Here is a 16,605-nt window from a genome sequence, read left to right on the forward strand (position 1 = left end):
TATGTTACGAACATTGCCTTAAAAACCTCTGCACGCCAAACCCTTTGTCATCGAACCACCGGGGCTTTTGCGCAGTCACACCTATGACTGCATCAATCTCCACCGGAGGCATCATGAACAGTTTCAAGGACCTGCTCAACGAATGGGAAACCCGCGCCCGCCAGCAACAAGAGCGTAGCGAAGTGACCTTAAGCCTGTACCGCCACGATCTGGTCAAGATCAAGGCCCTTGCCGAAGCCTATGGCATCAGCGAGGCCCAAGTGACGGAAGGTCTGTTGCATGTCGCGCTCGAACAGGCCGAAGCGGCCATTCCCTATGTACAGAGCGCCGAAGTAATCCGCGTCGAAGAAGGCGATGAGGTGTATGCCGACGGCGGTCGCACGCCTGCGTTTGTCGAGGCCGAACAACGCATCCTGAAAGCGCAAAACACGCACCGTTGAGACTGCCCCGTACACAACCGACATGGCTGCAAGCCTTGATTTTAAAGGCGCTTGAAAAAGCTGACTCATCGGTACAGAAATTTGAGTGAACTATTCAAAAACGTCACAGGTCACAGCCAATAGCCATTACAGGAAGACCGCAGGCAGCAGCCAGACATGGCCCTTGCACCTCTGATTCCGGCACCGACTGTCATGGAAAACCAAGCACTTGGAGTTAAACAATGGAGTTGATGACCATGAACACCCTCACTGCCAAAACCTCGTTCAAACGTCTGCGCGGGCTGAAACTGGCTGCGTTGGCCCTGGGAAGCACTCTGGTTCTGGCCGGTTGTGCCGGCACCCCTCCCACCGAGCAGTACGCGGTGAGCCAATCGGCAGTCAATAGCGCCGTCAGCGCTGGTGGCACCGAGTTCGCCGCCGTCGAGATGAAATCCGCTCAGGACAAACTGCGTGCCGCCGATCTGGCCCTGCAGGACAAGAAATATGACGAAGCGCGTCGCCTGGCCCAACAGGCCGAGTGGGATGCCCGCGTCGCCGAGCGCAAGGCACAAGCCGCCAAGGCTGAAAAAGCCGTGCAGGATGCTCGCCAGGGCGTCAACGAACTCCGTGAAGAAAGCATGCGTCAGGTCCAGTAAGCCGACCTCCTGCCTTTTGTTTTTCACGTATTCGCCATTGATTTAAGGACGACATAATTATGCGCAAACAACTGATGATCCCTGCCCTGCTGGCCATGAGCGTTGCCCTGGCGGCCTGTGCCACCAAGCCAAACCCTACCCTTGAGCAGGCTCGTACCAACTACACCTCGCTGCAAACCAACCCTGAGGCCACCAAGGTCGCAGCGCTGGAAACCAAAGACGCCAGCGAGTGGCTGGAAAAAGCCGACAAGGCTTTCCGTGATGGTGAAGATGCCAAGAAAGTCGATCAACTGGCCTATCTGACCAACCAGCGCGTCGAAGTCGCCAAGCAGACCATCGCCCTGCGCACCGCTGAAGCCAACCTGGGCAAAGCCAGCGCCGACCGCGCCAAGGCACGCCTTGACGCTCGTGATGCACAGATCGCCAAACTGAAAGAGAGCCTGAACGCCAAGCAGACCGAACGCGGCACGCTGGTGACTTTCGGTGACGTCCTGTTCGACTACAACAAGGCTGAACTGAAGCCAGGCGCCCAAGGCGACATCTTCAAACTTGCGCAATTCCTGCAAGAAAACGCCGACCGTAAAGTGATCGTCGAAGGCTACACCGACAGCACTGGTTCCGCGACTTACAACCAGGGCCTGTCGGAGCGTCGTGCAGGTTCCGTGCGCATGGCTCTGGTCCGCGCAGGCGTTGACCCAAGCCGCATCGTCGCTCAAGGCTATGGCAAGGAATACCCGGTTGCCGACAACAGCAGCAACTCGGGCCGCGCCATGAACCGCCGCGTCGAAGTGACCATCTCCAACGACAACCAGCCAGTAGCACCGCGTTCGACCATTCGTTGATCGCTTGAGCTGTAGTCCCAAGCCCCGCCTGCGCTGCGCAGGCGGGGCTTTTTTACGACTGTGATTAACGCACCACGGCGCACACGGAGAAGCCCATGGCACAAAAGCCTCAACCTATTGCCAAGTCGGCACTCAACCCGCCGGTATTCTGGATCTCGTCGATCCTGCTGCTGATCCTGGTGTTGTTCACCAGTATTTTCCGCGACTCGGCGCAAAACATGTTCAACCTGATCCAGGACTGGATCATCATCAACCTCAGCTGGTTCTACATCCTCGCCGTGGCGATCATCCTCGGCACCGTGGTGTTTCTTGGCATCGGCCGTTATGGCGACATCAAGCTGGGCCCCGATCACAGCACGCCTGATTACAGCAGCACCACCTGGTTTGCCATGTTGTTCTCGGCCGGCATGGGCATCGGCCTGATGTTCTTCGGCGTCGCAGAACCGGTGATGCACTTCATCAATCCACCGATCGGCACCGGCTACAGCGTTGAAGCCGCCCGCGAAGCGATGAAGATCACCTTCTTTCACTGGGGCCTGCACGCCTGGTCGATCTACGCCATCGTCGCGCTGATCCTGGCCTATTTCAGTTACCGCCACGGCCTGCCGCTGACCCTGCGCTCGGCGCTGTACCCGCTGATCGGCGAGCGCATCAATGGCCCCATCGGCCATGCCGTGGACATCTTCGCGATCATCGGCACCGTGCTCGGCGTTGCGACCTCGCTGGGCTTTGGTGTGTCGCAGATCAACACTGGCCTGAACAGCATGTTCGGCGTACCGGTGAACACCGGCGTGCAGATCGGCCTGATCATCGGCACCACGGCACTCGCCACCTTGTCGGTGGTGTCCGGCCTGGACAAGGGCATTCGCCGGCTGTCAGAACTGAACCTCGGCTTGGCCGTGCTTCTGCTGCTGATGGTGGTGCTGCTCGGCCCGACCGTGTTGATTCTGCAAACCTTCGTGCAGAACACCGGCGGCTACCTGACTGAAATCGTCAGCCGCACGCTGAACCTGTATGCCTACAACCCGACCGACTGGATCGGCGGCTGGACCCTGTTCTACTGGGGCTGGTGGCTGGCGTGGTCGCCCTTTGTCGGGCTGTTTATCGCGCGCATTTCCCGTGGCCGGACCATTCGGGAATTTGTGACCGGCGTGCTGCTGGTGCCGACGGCGTTCACCCTGTTGTGGATGACCGTGTTCGGCAACACCGCGATTCACCTGATCCTCAACGAGGGCATGAGCGATCTCGCCGCTGCCATCGACAAGGACACGGCGCTGGCGCTGTTCGCCTTCTTGCAGCACTTCCCGTTCGCCAGCTTTATCTCGGTGCTGGCAATCATCATGGTCGTGGTGTTCTTCGTCACCTCCGCCGACTCCGGCGCCATGGTGGTCGACATGCTGGCGTCGGGCGGCAACGACCAGACGCCGGTCTGGCAGCGGATCTTCTGGGCCTCGGCCATGGGTGTGGTGGCCATCGCCCTGCTGCTGGCCGACGGCTTGAAAGCCCTGCAAACCGCAACCATCGCCAGCGCCCTGCCCTTCACCATTGCCCTGCTGTGCAGCATGCGCGGGCTGCTCAAGGCGCTGAAACTCGATGCGACCAAACGCGGCCTGCGCCATCACGCATTGTCACCGTCAGTGGCCCGCACCCCAGGCAGCTGGCAGCGGCGCCTGCGCAACATGGCGATGTTTCCGAGGCGTTCGCATGTGGTGCGCTTCATCAGCGAAGTGGCCAAACCGGCGTGCCTGTCGGTGGCCGAAGAATGGCGACGCCAGGGCTATAACTGCAGCGTCCAGGACGGTGAAGACGGCCGCGTGCAACTCACCGTGGGGCCGGCCGACAATCCGGAATTTCTCTACGAAATTCGCCCGCAAGCCTACGCCATGCCCACCTTCGTGATGGGTGATACACAAAACGAGGAGCGCAAATACTTCCGCGCTGAAGTGCACCTGCGCGAAGGCGGCCAGGACCATGACGTGATGGGCTGGTCGAAGGAAGACGTGATCGGCGACATCCTCGACCAGTACGAGCGGCACATGCACTTCCTGCATCTGGTCGGGGATTGATCGCTACAGGCTCTGACGCAGCCGGATCGATTATTGACGTGGCACCTTTTCGATCCGGCCGCCGCAGGTAGTGAAACAGCCATCGTAGGCCTGCCGGCAATGGCTGGTATCGGGCGCGGATGGCGAGCGGGGCTCGCCACCGCAGGCCGATGACGGCTGCGATGATGAACTGCCGATCTGCGTCATGCAGGCCCGGTAGTTCATCATCTGCCAGTCGTAACCGGTCTTGTCGACCTTCTGCGAGTCCTCGGCCTTGCGGGTGCAGTCGCTGCGTTTGGCTTCGCATTGCACCACGCATTGCTGCCCTTCAGCGGTTTCAGGCGGCACATGACGGTACTCGACACAGCCGCCGAGCAGAACGCCGAGCAAGCCCGCAGTGAACAATCGTTGAACTGACACGGTATCCCTTCCCTTTCTACTGCTGATGAATTCGCTGCCCCGGCGATAACAGGCCCAGGGCAAATCGACAGGAATAGACCGGGATTGTGGAATCGAGTTCTTCTGGCGCTTGCTGCTGCAGTCACTCCACCAGCCGCAATACTCCATCGACATACACCACTTCACGCCCCACCCACGTCATATCAACCTGCGGTAATACCGCCGACGGCTTGCGCAGTTCGCGCAGCAGGGTCGAGCCGTGCGACAGGCGTCCGCCCATGCGCGCGATCACCGCGTGGGCGGCCTGATAATGCGCATGACGGCCAGGGTCAAGGGTGTCTTCGAGCAGGATGTCGCGGCCCAGAATGCCCTGCACCTGGCCTGGGTAAATCATGAAACCTGCGGCCTGTTCGCTGCCTTCGCGACCGTCCTGCCAGAAGCTGCCATCGCGGCTGCGAATGTGCGGGTGCGGTGCGAACCAGTGCGCACGCTCGGCCTGGGGCATGGCGTGATGCAGGCGGAAAAACACGCGCATCAGATTGTCGCGATACCACTCGCGCACTTGCAGGTAATAACCGCGCAGCCCCGGTAAACCTGCCGCATGCGCAAGGTGAACACGCCGCGGCCAGTGCGGGAAGGCTTGCAATGGCAGGTCGGTCGGCGCCGGGCGCGGGGTGCCGGGATCGGTTTCCCACGGCAGGCGGTGTGGGCAGTTCTCAAGATCGTCATAAGCGGTAGGCGGACGACCCAGCCAGTCGCCGCCGCTGCTTGCCAACGCTGTCGCGATGCACAGATTGCCCTGCACCACGAACACATAAAAGCGGGTGAACCAGTCAGCCAGTTGCTGCCCACTCGCGCCTTGTCGAGCGAGACCCGCCAGTTCATGGTCGAAGCGGCGCAAGTGCTTTTCAAGGGTCGGCAAATGTCCGCGCGCGCTGCGTTGCATGCGCAAAAACACCGGCAGTGAACGCACTAGCCGCGCCGGGCGCCAGGGTAAATGCGGCGTGGCACCACCCACTTCACCGGCATAGCGGCTGGCGGCGATGCCCCAGTCGGCCAGGCGAGCCAGAAACAGGTCGTTGTTGATGTAGGAAGCGCCGCCAAACACAGCGGTGAACGGCTCGTTGTCCTGCAATACCCGTGCATCCCAACGTGCCATGATCGCCGGAATACTGGCCGCCGCCCGGCGCTGGCCGTACTCGACAAACCGGCTCGGTTGCGGCGGCAGAATCTCGGCGATATTGGCGGCGGTCAGGTGCCGACGCCAGCCGTAATCGCTGATCGGCCGGTACTGCAACAGCCACAACTGGCGACCGTCCCAGGCCCACTCGACATCACCCGGCACATAGTGAAAAACCCGCAGTACACCTTGCAGAAAGTCCCACAACTGCGCCTGACTCAAGCCATGCACAGGCTTGAATTCGCCACTGCTCCAGCCCTCTCCCAGCCTGGAAATGACTGCCCGCTCGGGGCTGACCTGACCGTCGGCCAAGGCCTCAAGATGGCCTTCGACCCACTCCAGTTCCACCGCCAGATGACGCACGAAGGCGATGCCCGACAGCACCGGCGTGATGAAGCGCTGCACCACCACTTCTTCGACACCGGCGCCGCGCAACTCGGCCACACGCCCACCAACCTCACCCGCCGGTACGCGCAAATACGTGGTGCTCAAGCCGGCATTGGCAGAGTCGGCCTGGTCTTCGCCATAGCTGGACGAACGCACCGCCCAACTCGCTTGCGGCTGGCTGGCCAGTAGCGCAGACAAACGTGGGTCAAAGGCATCCTGCAACGACAACGCCGTGGGCACCGGCTGCCCGGCCAGTTCGGCCAGGCGCAGACGCCCGCCTTTGGTGTGCGCGACAAAGCCCTGCTCGCCCGACTCCAGCCAGGCGGCAAATTCAGGCGGCGCGTCGATCCACGGATAATGCCCCCAACCCGGTTTCAGGCTGATGGTCAGGTCCGCGCGGGCCAGAATCGCCGACCACGCGGCGGCCTGTTCGATGCCCAGCACGCCATCCTGATCGCCCCACACCAGCTCGACCGGGTCGGTGATCCATTCCAGCAATGGCAGCGCGGTGTCGGCCCGCAGCAAGTCCCAATACGGCACAAATGCGCGGCAGCGGTTATAGCCATCGCCCATGCGCCGGTACTGCGCCGCACTCCAGGTTTGCCGGGAGAACTTGCTGGCAAACAGCGTTGGCTTGTTGGCCAGCAGCCAATGGATGGTCCTGCGGATCGGCATAGGTGACATCAGGGCCGGCAAGCGCCGTTGCCACAGAAAGGCCCCCACCGGCGCCAGCAATACACTGCGCGAGAAATGCCCGGGGCGACGCTGCAACGCGTGCAACACCAGCAAGGCACTGACGCCCACCGCCATGATCGCGCCGCCTTTGACAGTTGCCGCCAGCAGCGCCTCGGCATACGCTGGCAAATCCTCGCAGGGTGGCTCGGGGTTGCTGCCAAACCCCGGCAACTCCAGCGGCACGACCTCATAGCGCTGAAAATACGGGATCACGTCATCCCACCAACGGGCGCTGCTGCCGTTACCGGCCAGCAGGTACATCACAGGCTTGCTCATGCTGCACTCCTGCGGTCATGGCGATACAGCCAGAACAGCGGCGGCAACAGGGCAAGCAAGGCCAGAGAGTCGATCAACAGGTGTGACCAGACACCGGCCTGTAACGAGAAAAACAGATCCTGCGGCGCCCATAACAACAGCCCGGCGATCAGCCAGCCCCAGACCATTGGCCGCCTGATCTGGCTACCAATGTGCACCAGCGCCAGCAAGTACAACGAAAAGCTCTGCACGGTGGCGCCGAACAACGCCAGCCACCAGACCTGCTGCTGACGCGCGAACACCGGCGCTGCTTCTGGCCAGAAGGCGCGTTCCAGTGAACTCAGGTAAGGGTCGAACAACCCGGAATTACCCGCCCAACTGACCAGCAGGCCACCCAGCAAATGGGCCACGGCCACGGCGTATAGCCAAAGCACCAGTGTGCGTCGCAGGGTCGAAGGTGAGCGCGGCATTGCAGGTCCTGTGCAGGTGCGTGAGAGGTGGCGAGTGTAGCGAATGCATTGATCACTGACACAGCGCAATCAAGGCTCGACGCGGACCTGTGGGAGGCAGCTCTGCTGGCGAATGCTGCGCAATAGACGCAAAAGGTTTGTCGTTTTCTACTGGCCCTGTCGCGAGCAGAGCTTCCTCCCACACTCTGTTTCAGGCAGAAACCGGCAAAAGCCACCTCACCTGACAGATCGCGAACAGATAATCAGAGGCTTTAGCCGCGAAGCCGACGCCCCCAGTGGGGTGGGGGCATCTGCCTGGCATAGCGCTTCGCGCTTCACATCCGGAAATGACCTGGCAGAGACCTCACAGCCGGTCCAGCCGTGCCACGTCTTCATCACTGAGCGTCAAGGTCGCCGCCCGTGCCAGGCTTTCGACCTGGGCCACGCTGGTGGCGCTGACGATCGGTGCGGTGACGCCCGGCTGACGCAGCAGCCAGGCCAGCGACACCTCCGACGGCGTCGCGCTGTGGCTGGAGGCGATGTCGTCCAGTGCATCGAGAATCGCCAGGCCGCGTGCATCGAGGTATTTGGCGATGCCCTGGCCGCGCTTGCTCTTGGCAAGGTCCGCCTGCGAGCGGTATTTGCCCGACAGGAAACCCGACGCCAGGCTGTAGTAGGTGACCACGCCGATATTGGCGTGAATGCACAGCTGTTGCAGATCGCCTTCAAAGCCTTTGCGGTCGTACAGGTTGTATTCGGGCTGCAACACTTGATAAGCCGGCAGGCCCGGTTGTCCGGCAGTGCTCAGGGCTTCGGCCAGTTGTGTGTAGTCGAGGTTAGACGCGCCGATGCTGCGGATCTTGCCTTCGCCCAGCAACTGGCCGTAGGCATTCAGGGTCTCCTGATAAGGCGTTTCAGGGTCGGGCCAGTGCGAGAAATACAGGTCGATGTAATCGGTCTGCAAGCGGTTCAGGGAGTTTTCCACCGCCTCGCTGATCCAGCGCTGCGACAGGCCCTTGCGCCCCTCGCCGCCCAGGTCCGAGCCGACCTTGGTGAAGATCTTGACCTTCTCGCGCAGGCCCGGCCGCGCCTGTAGCCATTTGCCGATGATGGTCTCCGATTCGCCGCCCTGGTTACCGTCAGCCCAGGCCGAATACACGTCTGCGGTATCGATGGCGTCGAAACCGTGGTCGATAAAAGCATCGAGCACGGCAAAGCTGGTCTGCTCGTCGATGGTCCAGCCGAACACATTGCCGCCGAACACCAGCGGTGAAATGTCGAAACCGGTGCTGCCCAAAGTGCGTCGTTGCATGATCGTCTCCATGTCGATTGCCTTCAAAGGTATGTGTATCGGAACGCTTGATGCCCCGGCAGGTTCGATACAAGCACAGGAAAAAGACCGCACCGATGAAATAATTTGCAAAACGGTGTCCCCTTTTTGGCGCTCGGGTGTCATGAGCTACAAGTGAACCCAAAAAGAGAGCCACCCAATGCCCGCACTGCCACGCCACAGGTCGTTCCTGGCGTCATCGATTTCCCGTTCAACACTGTGCCTGAGCCTCGCCCTGGGCCTGGCTCCGCTGACCGCCACCGTTGCCCTGGCCGACAGCCAGCAGCAGAGCTACAACATTCCGGCCGGCGAACTGGGCTCGGTGCTGACCCGCTTTGCCGGTCTGGCCGGGGTCAGCCTGTCGGTGGACCCGTCCCTGGTCAATGGTCGGCGCAGCGCAGGCCTGAGTGGTCACTACAGCGTCGAAGCCGGCTTCAGCCACTTGCTGCAAGGCAGCGGCCTGCAACTGCAGCCGGTCGGCAGCGGCAGCTACACCCTGGTGCCCGCGCCAACGGCGGCGTCGGGCACGCTGGAAATCAATGCCACCGATATCGTCAGCACCAGCATCCTGTCGTTCAACGGTGACGGCGAGCGCTATGCCGGTGGCCAGGTCGCCCGGCGCGGCTCGCTGGGCCTGCTGGGTTCGCGGGACTTCATGGACACCCCGCAAAGCATCACTACCTACACCAGCGAAGCGGCCAAGAACCAACAGGCGCGCACCCTCGGCGACCTGGTGGCCAGCGATCCGTCGGTACGTGCCACTAACCCCGCCGGAGGGCGCTTCGAGCAGTTCACCATTCGCGGCTTCAGCCTGTTCAACACCGACGTGTCGTACAACGGTTTGTTCGGCGTCTTGCCGACCTATTCCATCGACATGGAAATGGCCGACCGTATCGATGTGTTCAAGGGCACCAGCCAGTTGCTCAACGGTATTTCGCCACGCGGCAGCGTCGGCGGCGGCATCAACGTGGTCGCCAAGCGCGCCACCGAAACGCCGATTACCGAATTCACCGGCAGCCTGGCCTCCGACAGCCAGGTCGGTGGCGCTGTCGACATCGGCCGGCGTTTTGGTGACGAAGACCAGTACGGCATCCGCTTCAACAGCGTCAAGCAGTCCGGCGACACCGCATGGGATCACCAGAACGTCGACCGTGAAATGTCGGTACTGGGCCTGGATTTCCGCGGCGAGCGCCTGCGCGTTTCGGCCGACATCGGCCGCACCGAGCGCGACACCGACGCCCCGCAAGAACGTATTCAGGTCGGCGCCAACGCCCGTGTGCCGAGCGCCGGCTCGGTTGATAAAAACTACGCCCAGCACTGGAGCCAGGCCAGCACCAACGACACCTTTGGCGACCTGAACGCCGAATACGACCTGAGCGACTCGTTCATGGTCTACGGTGCCGTCGGCGCCCGTGAAAGCAACCACGATTTCCTGCGCCATGCCGTCAGCGTCACCAATAACGCCGGCGACTTCACCATTTCGCCGCGCTATTTCACCCGTGACGAAAGCGTGCGCACCGCCACCGTCGGCGCGCGCAAGTGGTTCCAGACCGGGCCCGTCAGCCATGAGCTGAACATTTCGGCGACCCACTTCTACATGGACTTCACCAACGGCGGCTCGCGCTACGCCACCGCCGCCGGCAATATCTACAACCCGATCCAGCGCCCTGCCCCCGGCACGCCGACGCGCCAGGACTCGAAGGACTACACCGAAAACCGTTTTGACAGTATTGGCCTCGCCGACACGCTGGGCTTTTTCGACGACCGTTTGCTAGTGACACTGGGCGGGCGTTTTCAGCGCGTGCAGGTCGAAGACTGGAGCGATGGCGTCAAGGGCGCCACGGCCTATGACGAGAAGAAGTTCTCGCCCTCGGGCGGCGTGGTGTACAAGGTCACCGATCAGTGGTCGCTGTACGCCAACTACATGGAAGGCCTGAGCCTGGGCAAGATCGCGCCGTCGACCTCGATCAACGAAAACCAGATTTTCGCGCCCTTCATCAGCCGTCAGGTCGAACTGGGCACCAAGTATGACCTGGGCTCGGTGGCCTTCACCGCCAGCGTGTTCCGCATCAAGCAGCCGGCCTACGAGACCAATGCCACCACCCGGGTCTTCGGTCCCAGCGGCAAGCGCGAGAACACCGGCGTGGAGCTCAGCGTGTTCGGCGAACCGGTCGAAGGCGTGCGCCTGCTCGGTGGCTTGATGTACATCGACAGCGAGCTGACCAATACCGTCGGCGGCATCTACGACGGCAACCGCGCCCCGGCCACGCCCAAGTTCAACGTCAACCTCGGCGCCGAATGGGATGTGCCGGGTGTGCAGGGCGTGACCCTGACCGCACGCGGTATTCATTCAAGCTCGCAGTACCTGGACCAGGCCAACAGCAAATCGATCGATGGCTGGGAGCGCTTCGACCTCGGCGCCCGTTACGCCTTCAAGGTTGAAGGTAAGGACATCACCCTGCGCGCCAACGTCGAGAACGTCCTGGACAAAGCCTATTGGGCCTCGGCCGGCGCCTCGGATGACAGCGAACCGGGCCTGACCCTGTCGACCCCGCGCACCTACCTGATCTCGGCCACGGTCGGTTTTTAAAAGGCCGGGGTTTAAAAGGCCGGGTTCTAAAGGATCGGCGGGGCGCTCATCAATGCCCCGCCGCCTGGTTCAGCAAGTGCCGGATTTTCACCGGCACACCCGCTTCCTGAAACCTGCGCGCGGCCACTTCCAGCTTCTGGTCCGCGCGGGTCACCCGGGCGTGATGGCGCAAGTGCTCGACCCACGACGCCTCGAAGAAATACTCCTGCCACACCTGCGGGTCCTGCGCGTCCTGCATCAAGCCCCACGAAAACGCACCGTTGCGCTGACGCATGTGACTGACCGCCTGCATCGCATGGCTGAATTTCGCGGCATTCTGCAGCGCAATCCGGTACTCCACGGTGATCATTACCGGCCCGCGCTCTGCTGGCAGCGCCTCATCAAGTTGCGGTGTGGCCCAGTGTTTTGACGGCTGCAACTCGTCCATCTCGCTGGTCGGCAACGGGAAGTGCCAGCGCAACAGGATGCCAATCAACAGCACCACGCCTGCGCCCATGAAGGCCGCGTTCATCGACACATGGCTGGCCATCGCGCCCCAACCTGCCGCACCGCCGGCCGAACAACCAAAGAACACCAGGATATACAGCGACACCGCCCGCGCCCGCACCCACGACGGCACCGTGGTTTGCACCGCCACCTGCAAGCTGCTCAGCACCGCGATCCAGGCCACGCCACTGATCAACATCAAGGGCGCCAGCGCTGCAATGGAGCGTGTCCACGCCAGACCAAACAGCACCAGCGCATACACCACGCTGGCGCCGACCACGATCTGATCGGCACTCAAGCGGGCGCGCAATTTGGGCAGGATGACCGCACCCAACACCGCGCCGATGCCGACACAGCCGAGCAAAATCCCGTAGTCCAGCGCCGTGCCGCCAATCTCGCGACGCACCAGCAATGGCAGCAAGGCCATGCCCACCACCGCCCCGACAAAGAACGCCGCCGTACGCACCAGCACCGCCCGCAACGGCCGCGAACCCTTGGCATAACGCACCCCGGCACGCATCGCGCCCCACCAGCGTTCGGCCGGCAACGTCGCCGGTGCCGGGGTATGACGCCAGGCATACAGCGCCACGATCACCGCCAGAAACGACACGCTGTTCAAGGCAAAGGTCAGCCACGGCCCGCTCAAGCTGACCAGCACGCCGGCAATCGCCGGCCCAATGGCCCGCGCCACGTTCATCGCCAGGCTGGACAACGCCACCGCCGAAGGCACGTCTTCACGGGCGACGATTTCCGGCGCCAGTGCCGACCAGGCCGGCATCATCAGCGCACTGCCGATGCCCATGGCGAAGGTCAGGGCCAGCAACAGCGGCACCGACATCTGCTCAGTCACCGTCAGCACAGTCAGCACCAGTGCCACCGCCGCCATCCAGCACTGCACGGCCAACAGATAACGGCGCTTGTTGACGATGTCGGCCAGGGCACCGGCCGGCAGCGCCAGCAGAAATACCGGTAAGGCGCCGGCCACCTGCACCAGCGCCACCGCTTGCGGGCTGGCCGACAACGAGGTCATCAACCAGCCGGAGCCGACTTCATGCATCCAGGTGCCGATGTTCGACGCGATACTGGCCAGCCATAACCACAGGAACACCCGCGTGTGCAGGGGTTTCCAGGGCGAGGCGGTGGGTAGCTTGGTGGCGGGCGTGTTCATGGCGGCTCTCACAAATCCGGGGCGGAAAAAAAGCCTGCGGGCGAAGGCAGGCTTTCGGGCGGTTGCTCAGGCCTGACGGGCTGTCAGGGCGGCGTAACCATTCATGAGATTGCGGTAGTTGGGGATGCGCTGCGACAACAGGTTGCCCAGGCCTTCGATATCGTTGCGCCAGTCGCGGTGCAGCTCACAAGCCACCGAGAACCAGTTCATCAGTTGCGCACCGGCCTGGCTCATGCGGTCCCAGGCAGCCCGCTGCACGGTCTCGTTGAACGTGCCGGACGCATCGGTGACCACGAACACTTCAAAGCCTTCGGCCAAAGCCGACAGGGTCGGGAACGCCACGCAGACATCGGTGACCACGCCGGCAATGATGATCTGCTTGCGGCCGGTGGCCTTGATCGCCTTGACGAAGTCTTCGTTGTCCCAGGCGTTGATCTGACCAGGGCGAGCGATGTACGGCGCGTCCGGGAACATGGCTTTGAGCTCCGGCACCAGCGGGCCGTTCGGACCTTGCTCGAAACTGGTGGTGAGGATGGTCGGCAGCTCGAAGAATTTCGCCAGATCAGCGAGGGCCAGTACGTTGTTCTTGAACTCGTTCGGCGAGAAATCCTGCACCAGTGAGATCAGGCCGGTCTGGTGGTCGACCAGCAGTACAATGGCGTCGTCTTTGTTCAGGCGGTTGTAAGTGGCTGCGCTCATGATTGAATCCCTTTTCTTAAGTGAGTAAGTGGTTGCGTTCAACATGGGCACAGATTAGGGGTGATTGATTGAGGGATAAATCGGCTGAAATGTGTTTGACTGTCAACCTGAGAGGGACAATAGGCGTCTTAGCCTTATGTTGCAGGACCGACCGGGCGGCGATCCGGGCCATCTCCCTTGCAACGGAGATGGAATTCAAAAGCTTTCACGTTCGATAGTGCCGCTTTTGCTTTGCAGTGTGGTAATGGTTTGAATAGAAAGTCCGATGAGTTGAGTGAGGCCATTAATCGTGCTGTCTGTCGTCGATCCAATTTTTCCAAACTCATCACTTCCTGAAAAACCGACACGTTGGCTGACGTCTCCATTCGCGATGATCGACATAACCCGCTCTATATAATGCAACAATGAAATCAGGTTCTTGCTTACCGCCAAAGCGACTAACACGACGAATAACCAGCCTCCGAATACCAGCACCAGTTTTTCAAACTGATCAAGCTCGGCATGCAGGCCAGTACCTGACAGATTCACAACCGCCACTAAAACTCTGGACAAATAAGCAGGAAGTAATACTTCCTGACGAAGTGGTATGTTCATCAATAAGCGGTCGGTCCAGCTGATGTCTACATCAATAACCATGACAAAATTTCCAAAGTGAGCATGCAGAAGATCGTGACCCGGTCAGCCCCACTAACTGGACTGGACGGTCAGTTTTTTGATCGCTAGAGGTTAATGAGCCAATTTGATATCACTGCATGTGCGAACAGAGGCCATGCCCCTGTAATCAGGCGCTGCAAGCAGGGTTAGAGCCAGGCAGACTCGCTGTATGGATGCATTGTTGCTCCAAAATAATGCACGAAATTCGTACCGGCGCTGAAATGGGTCGGAACCAATCACTGCCTTGTCCGACTGATCTGGCTCTGATTTGCCGATGGCATGATCTGTGCTCAGTCCGTGACGACTGCGCAACTTGATTCTGTGCAGCGCTGAGAGGGTTTGAGGATATGCAGTTCTGGCGTAAAAGCATTCAACGACAGCTGACTTTAGGTATGGGGGCAGCGTTAGTAATTAGCAGCTTGATTATTATCGCCATCTACGCATTTGCGTTGGATAGACTCACTGATCGTTATCTGCTGCAACAGGCTATGCCGGCCAGTATTACCGCTATACGTAATGACCTGGAGCGGCTTCTTACAGCGCCAATGACCGCTGCAATGGATATTGCTGATAATACGCTGGTGAGTGAATGGCTGGCTCAGGGTGAAGACCCACGCCAACAACAGGCCTTTATTCGGTACCTCGCTAATGTAAAAGATCGGCACAACGCGCTGACCACTTTTATTGTTGCCAAAGCGTCAGGCCATTACATTACCAACAAAGGCGCAGACCGTACGCTCCAGCGCGGGCCAGCGGAAAATGACTGGTTTTATGGATTCATCGACAGCGGGAAGGTGCGATCTCTGGACATTGATATCGATAAGAGCACCAAAACCCCTACGCTTTTCATTAATCAGCAGATCCAATATAACGGCGTCACGGTGGGTGTAGCGGGTCTTGGTTTCAGCATGATTGCGCTCTCTGAAATGATCAGGAACTTCCATTTCGGTACGGCTGGCCAAATCTATCTGGTGGGGCCGGACGGCAGGGTGAAGGTGCATCCGAGGGCTGAGCTCAACGATACTGTTTACCTCAAGGAGCTGGTTGGCGATACGGCGGCCCAGGCCATTCTTTCTGCGGCAAAGTCGGACATTCAGCCCAGACAATTTGAGCGAAACGGTGAAACCTACGTCGCGATTGCCGAGCCTGTTTCCTCACTGGGGTGGACACTTGTAAGCGAGATACCGGTTGCAGAGATCTACGGTCCGGGCAGACAGGCGTTAAAGCTGGTCTCTGCCATTAGTATCGTGGTCGTACTCATCTTCCTGGGGTTTGTTGTCTGGATCGCCCGCGGGATTGTCAGGCCGATACGCCAGGTGACGGGTGCGCTGGTCAATATCGGAGGCGGTGAGGGAGATCTCACACAGCGGCTCGACGATCGTCGGGGCGATGAACTCGGCGATCTCGCCCGAGGCTTCAATCGATTTATTGAAAGCCTTCGGCTGCTTATAGCCGATGCGTCGAAAACGACTGAACAGCTACAGCGAAGTGTCCAGGACGTAACCTGTGTGGTTGACAGAACGGCAGGTCGTGCCATCAAACAGCATGAGATGACCGACATGGTCGCTACTGCTGTGCATGAGATGGGGCTTACTGTCCAGGAAATCGCTCGAAACGCGGCCGGGGCGGCGGACGTTTCCAGAAGTACTCAACAGGAAGCGGTCAAGGCCAAAGGCGTCGTCAGTGACTCCATTACCCATATCCACGGGATGTCAAAAGGCATGGGCACCGCCGCCGGCGCGGTGCAGAATCTTGCCAGCCAGGTTTCGATGATCGACCAGGTATTAGCAACTATCCGCAGCATCTCGGAGCAGACGAATCTACTCGCATTGAACGCGGCCATCGAAGCGGCACGCGCCGGAGAAATGGGGCGCGGGTTTGCTGTTGTCGCTGACGAGGTCAGGACATTGGCCGGTCGAACCAAAACGGCGACGGGAGAAATTCAGTCCATGATCGGCCTTCTCAAAACCGGAGCGGACCAGGCAGTTACCTCGATGCAAGCTGGACAAGTGGCGACAGTCACAGGGGTTGAGTCAGGCCGCCAAACTGCCTCCTCACTTGAGAATATTGCAGCATATGTCGAAGAACTGACGGACCGGAGCCATCAGGTTGCCGCTGCGACTGAGCAGCAAAGTACCGTTACCGTTGACGTCCTCCCCCACCTCGATCTTCGATCGGCGCCACAGGCGCAAAGGAAGGAGATTCCTGCTTCACAGAGCACAGCCTCAGGCTACTTGAGCCATCGGTCTTACACGCTCTCCACAGGCTAAAACCGTGAGCCCCACGGCTTTGATATTCTTTGCAGCATTGG

General features: G+C 60.5%; 13 protein-coding genes and 2 pseudogenes. 8 read left to right on the forward strand and 7 right to left on the reverse strand.

The genetic code is table 11. From position 1 onward, the window contains the following. Positions 1–113: 113 nt before the first annotated feature. The 4 genes from ACYAS9_RS26295 to betT all read left to right on the forward strand — a co-directional run bounded on the left by ACYAS9_RS26295 (position 114) and on the right by betT (position 3,983). Positions 114–440, forward strand: a complete 327-nt coding sequence (locus tag ACYAS9_RS26295; RefSeq protein WP_463571356.1) for a hypothetical protein — start codon at positions 114–116, stop codon at positions 438–440. 221 nt (positions 441–661) lie between these two features. Beyond that, positions 662–1,075, forward strand: coding sequence for a DUF4398 domain-containing protein (locus ACYAS9_RS26300; RefSeq protein ID WP_463571357.1), 414 nt, complete (start codon positions 662–664; stop codon positions 1,073–1,075). A 59-nt stretch (positions 1,076–1,134) separates the two neighbouring features. Then, positions 1,135–1,917 carry an OmpA family protein gene (locus ACYAS9_RS26305; RefSeq protein ID WP_463571358.1) on the forward strand — a complete coding sequence of 261 codons (783 nt, stop codon included), beginning with the start codon at positions 1,135–1,137 and terminating at the stop codon, positions 1,915–1,917. A 95-nt stretch (positions 1,918–2,012) separates the two neighbouring features. Next, positions 2,013–3,983, forward strand: a complete 1,971-nt coding sequence (gene betT, locus ACYAS9_RS26310; RefSeq protein WP_463571359.1) for a choline BCCT transporter BetT — start codon at positions 2,013–2,015, stop codon at positions 3,981–3,983. Positions 3,984–4,013: 30 nt separating this feature from the next. On the opposite strand, the gene ACYAS9_RS26315 is transcribed toward betT, so the two are convergent. From ACYAS9_RS26315 to ACYAS9_RS26330, 4 genes are all read right to left on the reverse strand, one after another. Next, positions 4,014–4,382: a hypothetical protein gene (locus ACYAS9_RS26315; protein WP_463571360.1), complete on the reverse strand. Its 369-nt coding sequence runs from the start codon at positions 4,380–4,382 to the stop codon at positions 4,014–4,016. A gap of 121 nt (positions 4,383–4,503) precedes the next feature. After that, positions 4,504–6,939 carry an alpha/beta hydrolase gene (locus ACYAS9_RS26320; RefSeq protein ID WP_463571361.1) on the reverse strand — a complete coding sequence of 812 codons (2,436 nt, stop codon included), beginning with the start codon at positions 6,937–6,939 and terminating at the stop codon, positions 4,504–4,506. Further along, positions 6,936–7,388, reverse strand: coding sequence for a cell division protein (locus tag ACYAS9_RS26325; RefSeq protein ID WP_463571362.1), 453 nt, complete (start codon positions 7,386–7,388; stop codon positions 6,936–6,938). The genes ACYAS9_RS26320 and ACYAS9_RS26325 overlap by 4 nt, the downstream gene beginning before the upstream one ends. Before the next feature lie 343 nt (positions 7,389–7,731). Next, on the reverse strand, positions 7,732–8,679 hold the full coding sequence (locus tag ACYAS9_RS26330) for an aldo/keto reductase (RefSeq protein WP_463571363.1): 948 nt from the start codon (positions 8,677–8,679) through the stop codon (positions 7,732–7,734). Between the two features lie 10 nt (positions 8,680–8,689). Here ACYAS9_RS26330 and ACYAS9_RS26335 point away from each other — a divergent pair, with 10 nt between their 5' ends. Together ACYAS9_RS26335 and ACYAS9_RS26340 are read left to right on the forward strand one after the other, a co-directional pair. Further along, positions 8,690–8,836, forward strand: a complete 147-nt coding sequence (locus ACYAS9_RS26335) for a hypothetical protein (RefSeq protein ID WP_463571364.1) — start codon at positions 8,690–8,692, stop codon at positions 8,834–8,836. A gap of 21 nt (positions 8,837–8,857) precedes the next feature. After that, the gene (locus ACYAS9_RS26340) at positions 8,858–11,287 is read left to right on the forward strand and encodes a TonB-dependent siderophore receptor (protein ID WP_463571365.1); all 2,430 of its coding nucleotides are present in this window, start codon (positions 8,858–8,860) and stop codon (positions 11,285–11,287) included. A gap of 49 nt (positions 11,288–11,336) precedes the next feature. Here the strand turns inward: ACYAS9_RS26340 and ACYAS9_RS26345 are convergent, their stop codons facing one another. The 3 genes from ACYAS9_RS26345 to ACYAS9_RS26355 form a co-directional block, all read right to left on the reverse strand. Then, positions 11,337–12,941 (reverse strand): MFS transporter, encoded by a 1,605-nt coding sequence (locus ACYAS9_RS26345; RefSeq protein ID WP_463571366.1) that lies wholly within the window; start codon positions 12,939–12,941, stop codon positions 11,337–11,339. A 66-nt stretch (positions 12,942–13,007) separates the two neighbouring features. After that, complete coding sequence (gene ycaC, locus ACYAS9_RS26350; RefSeq protein ID WP_463571367.1) at positions 13,008–13,640, reverse strand: isochorismate family cysteine hydrolase YcaC; 633 nt, start codon at positions 13,638–13,640, stop codon at positions 13,008–13,010. Positions 13,641–13,835: 195 nt separating this feature from the next. Next, on the reverse strand, positions 13,836–14,276 hold the full coding sequence (locus ACYAS9_RS26355) for a hypothetical protein (RefSeq protein WP_463571368.1): 441 nt from the start codon (positions 14,274–14,276) through the stop codon (positions 13,836–13,838). Positions 14,277–14,782: 506 nt separating this feature from the next. On the opposite strand from ACYAS9_RS26355, the pseudogene ACYAS9_RS26360 reads away from it, so the two are divergent. Together ACYAS9_RS26360 and ACYAS9_RS26365 are read left to right on the forward strand one after the other, a co-directional pair. Further along, positions 14,783–15,460: pseudogene (locus tag ACYAS9_RS26360) on the forward strand (cache domain-containing protein); the annotation flags it as partial. 33 nt (positions 15,461–15,493) lie between these two features. Then, positions 15,494–16,447: pseudogene (locus tag ACYAS9_RS26365) on the forward strand (methyl-accepting chemotaxis protein); the annotation flags it as partial. Positions 16,448–16,605: the final 158 nt, after the last annotated feature.

It is taken from the genome of Pseudomonas sp. HP_08 (assembly GCF_055284095.1).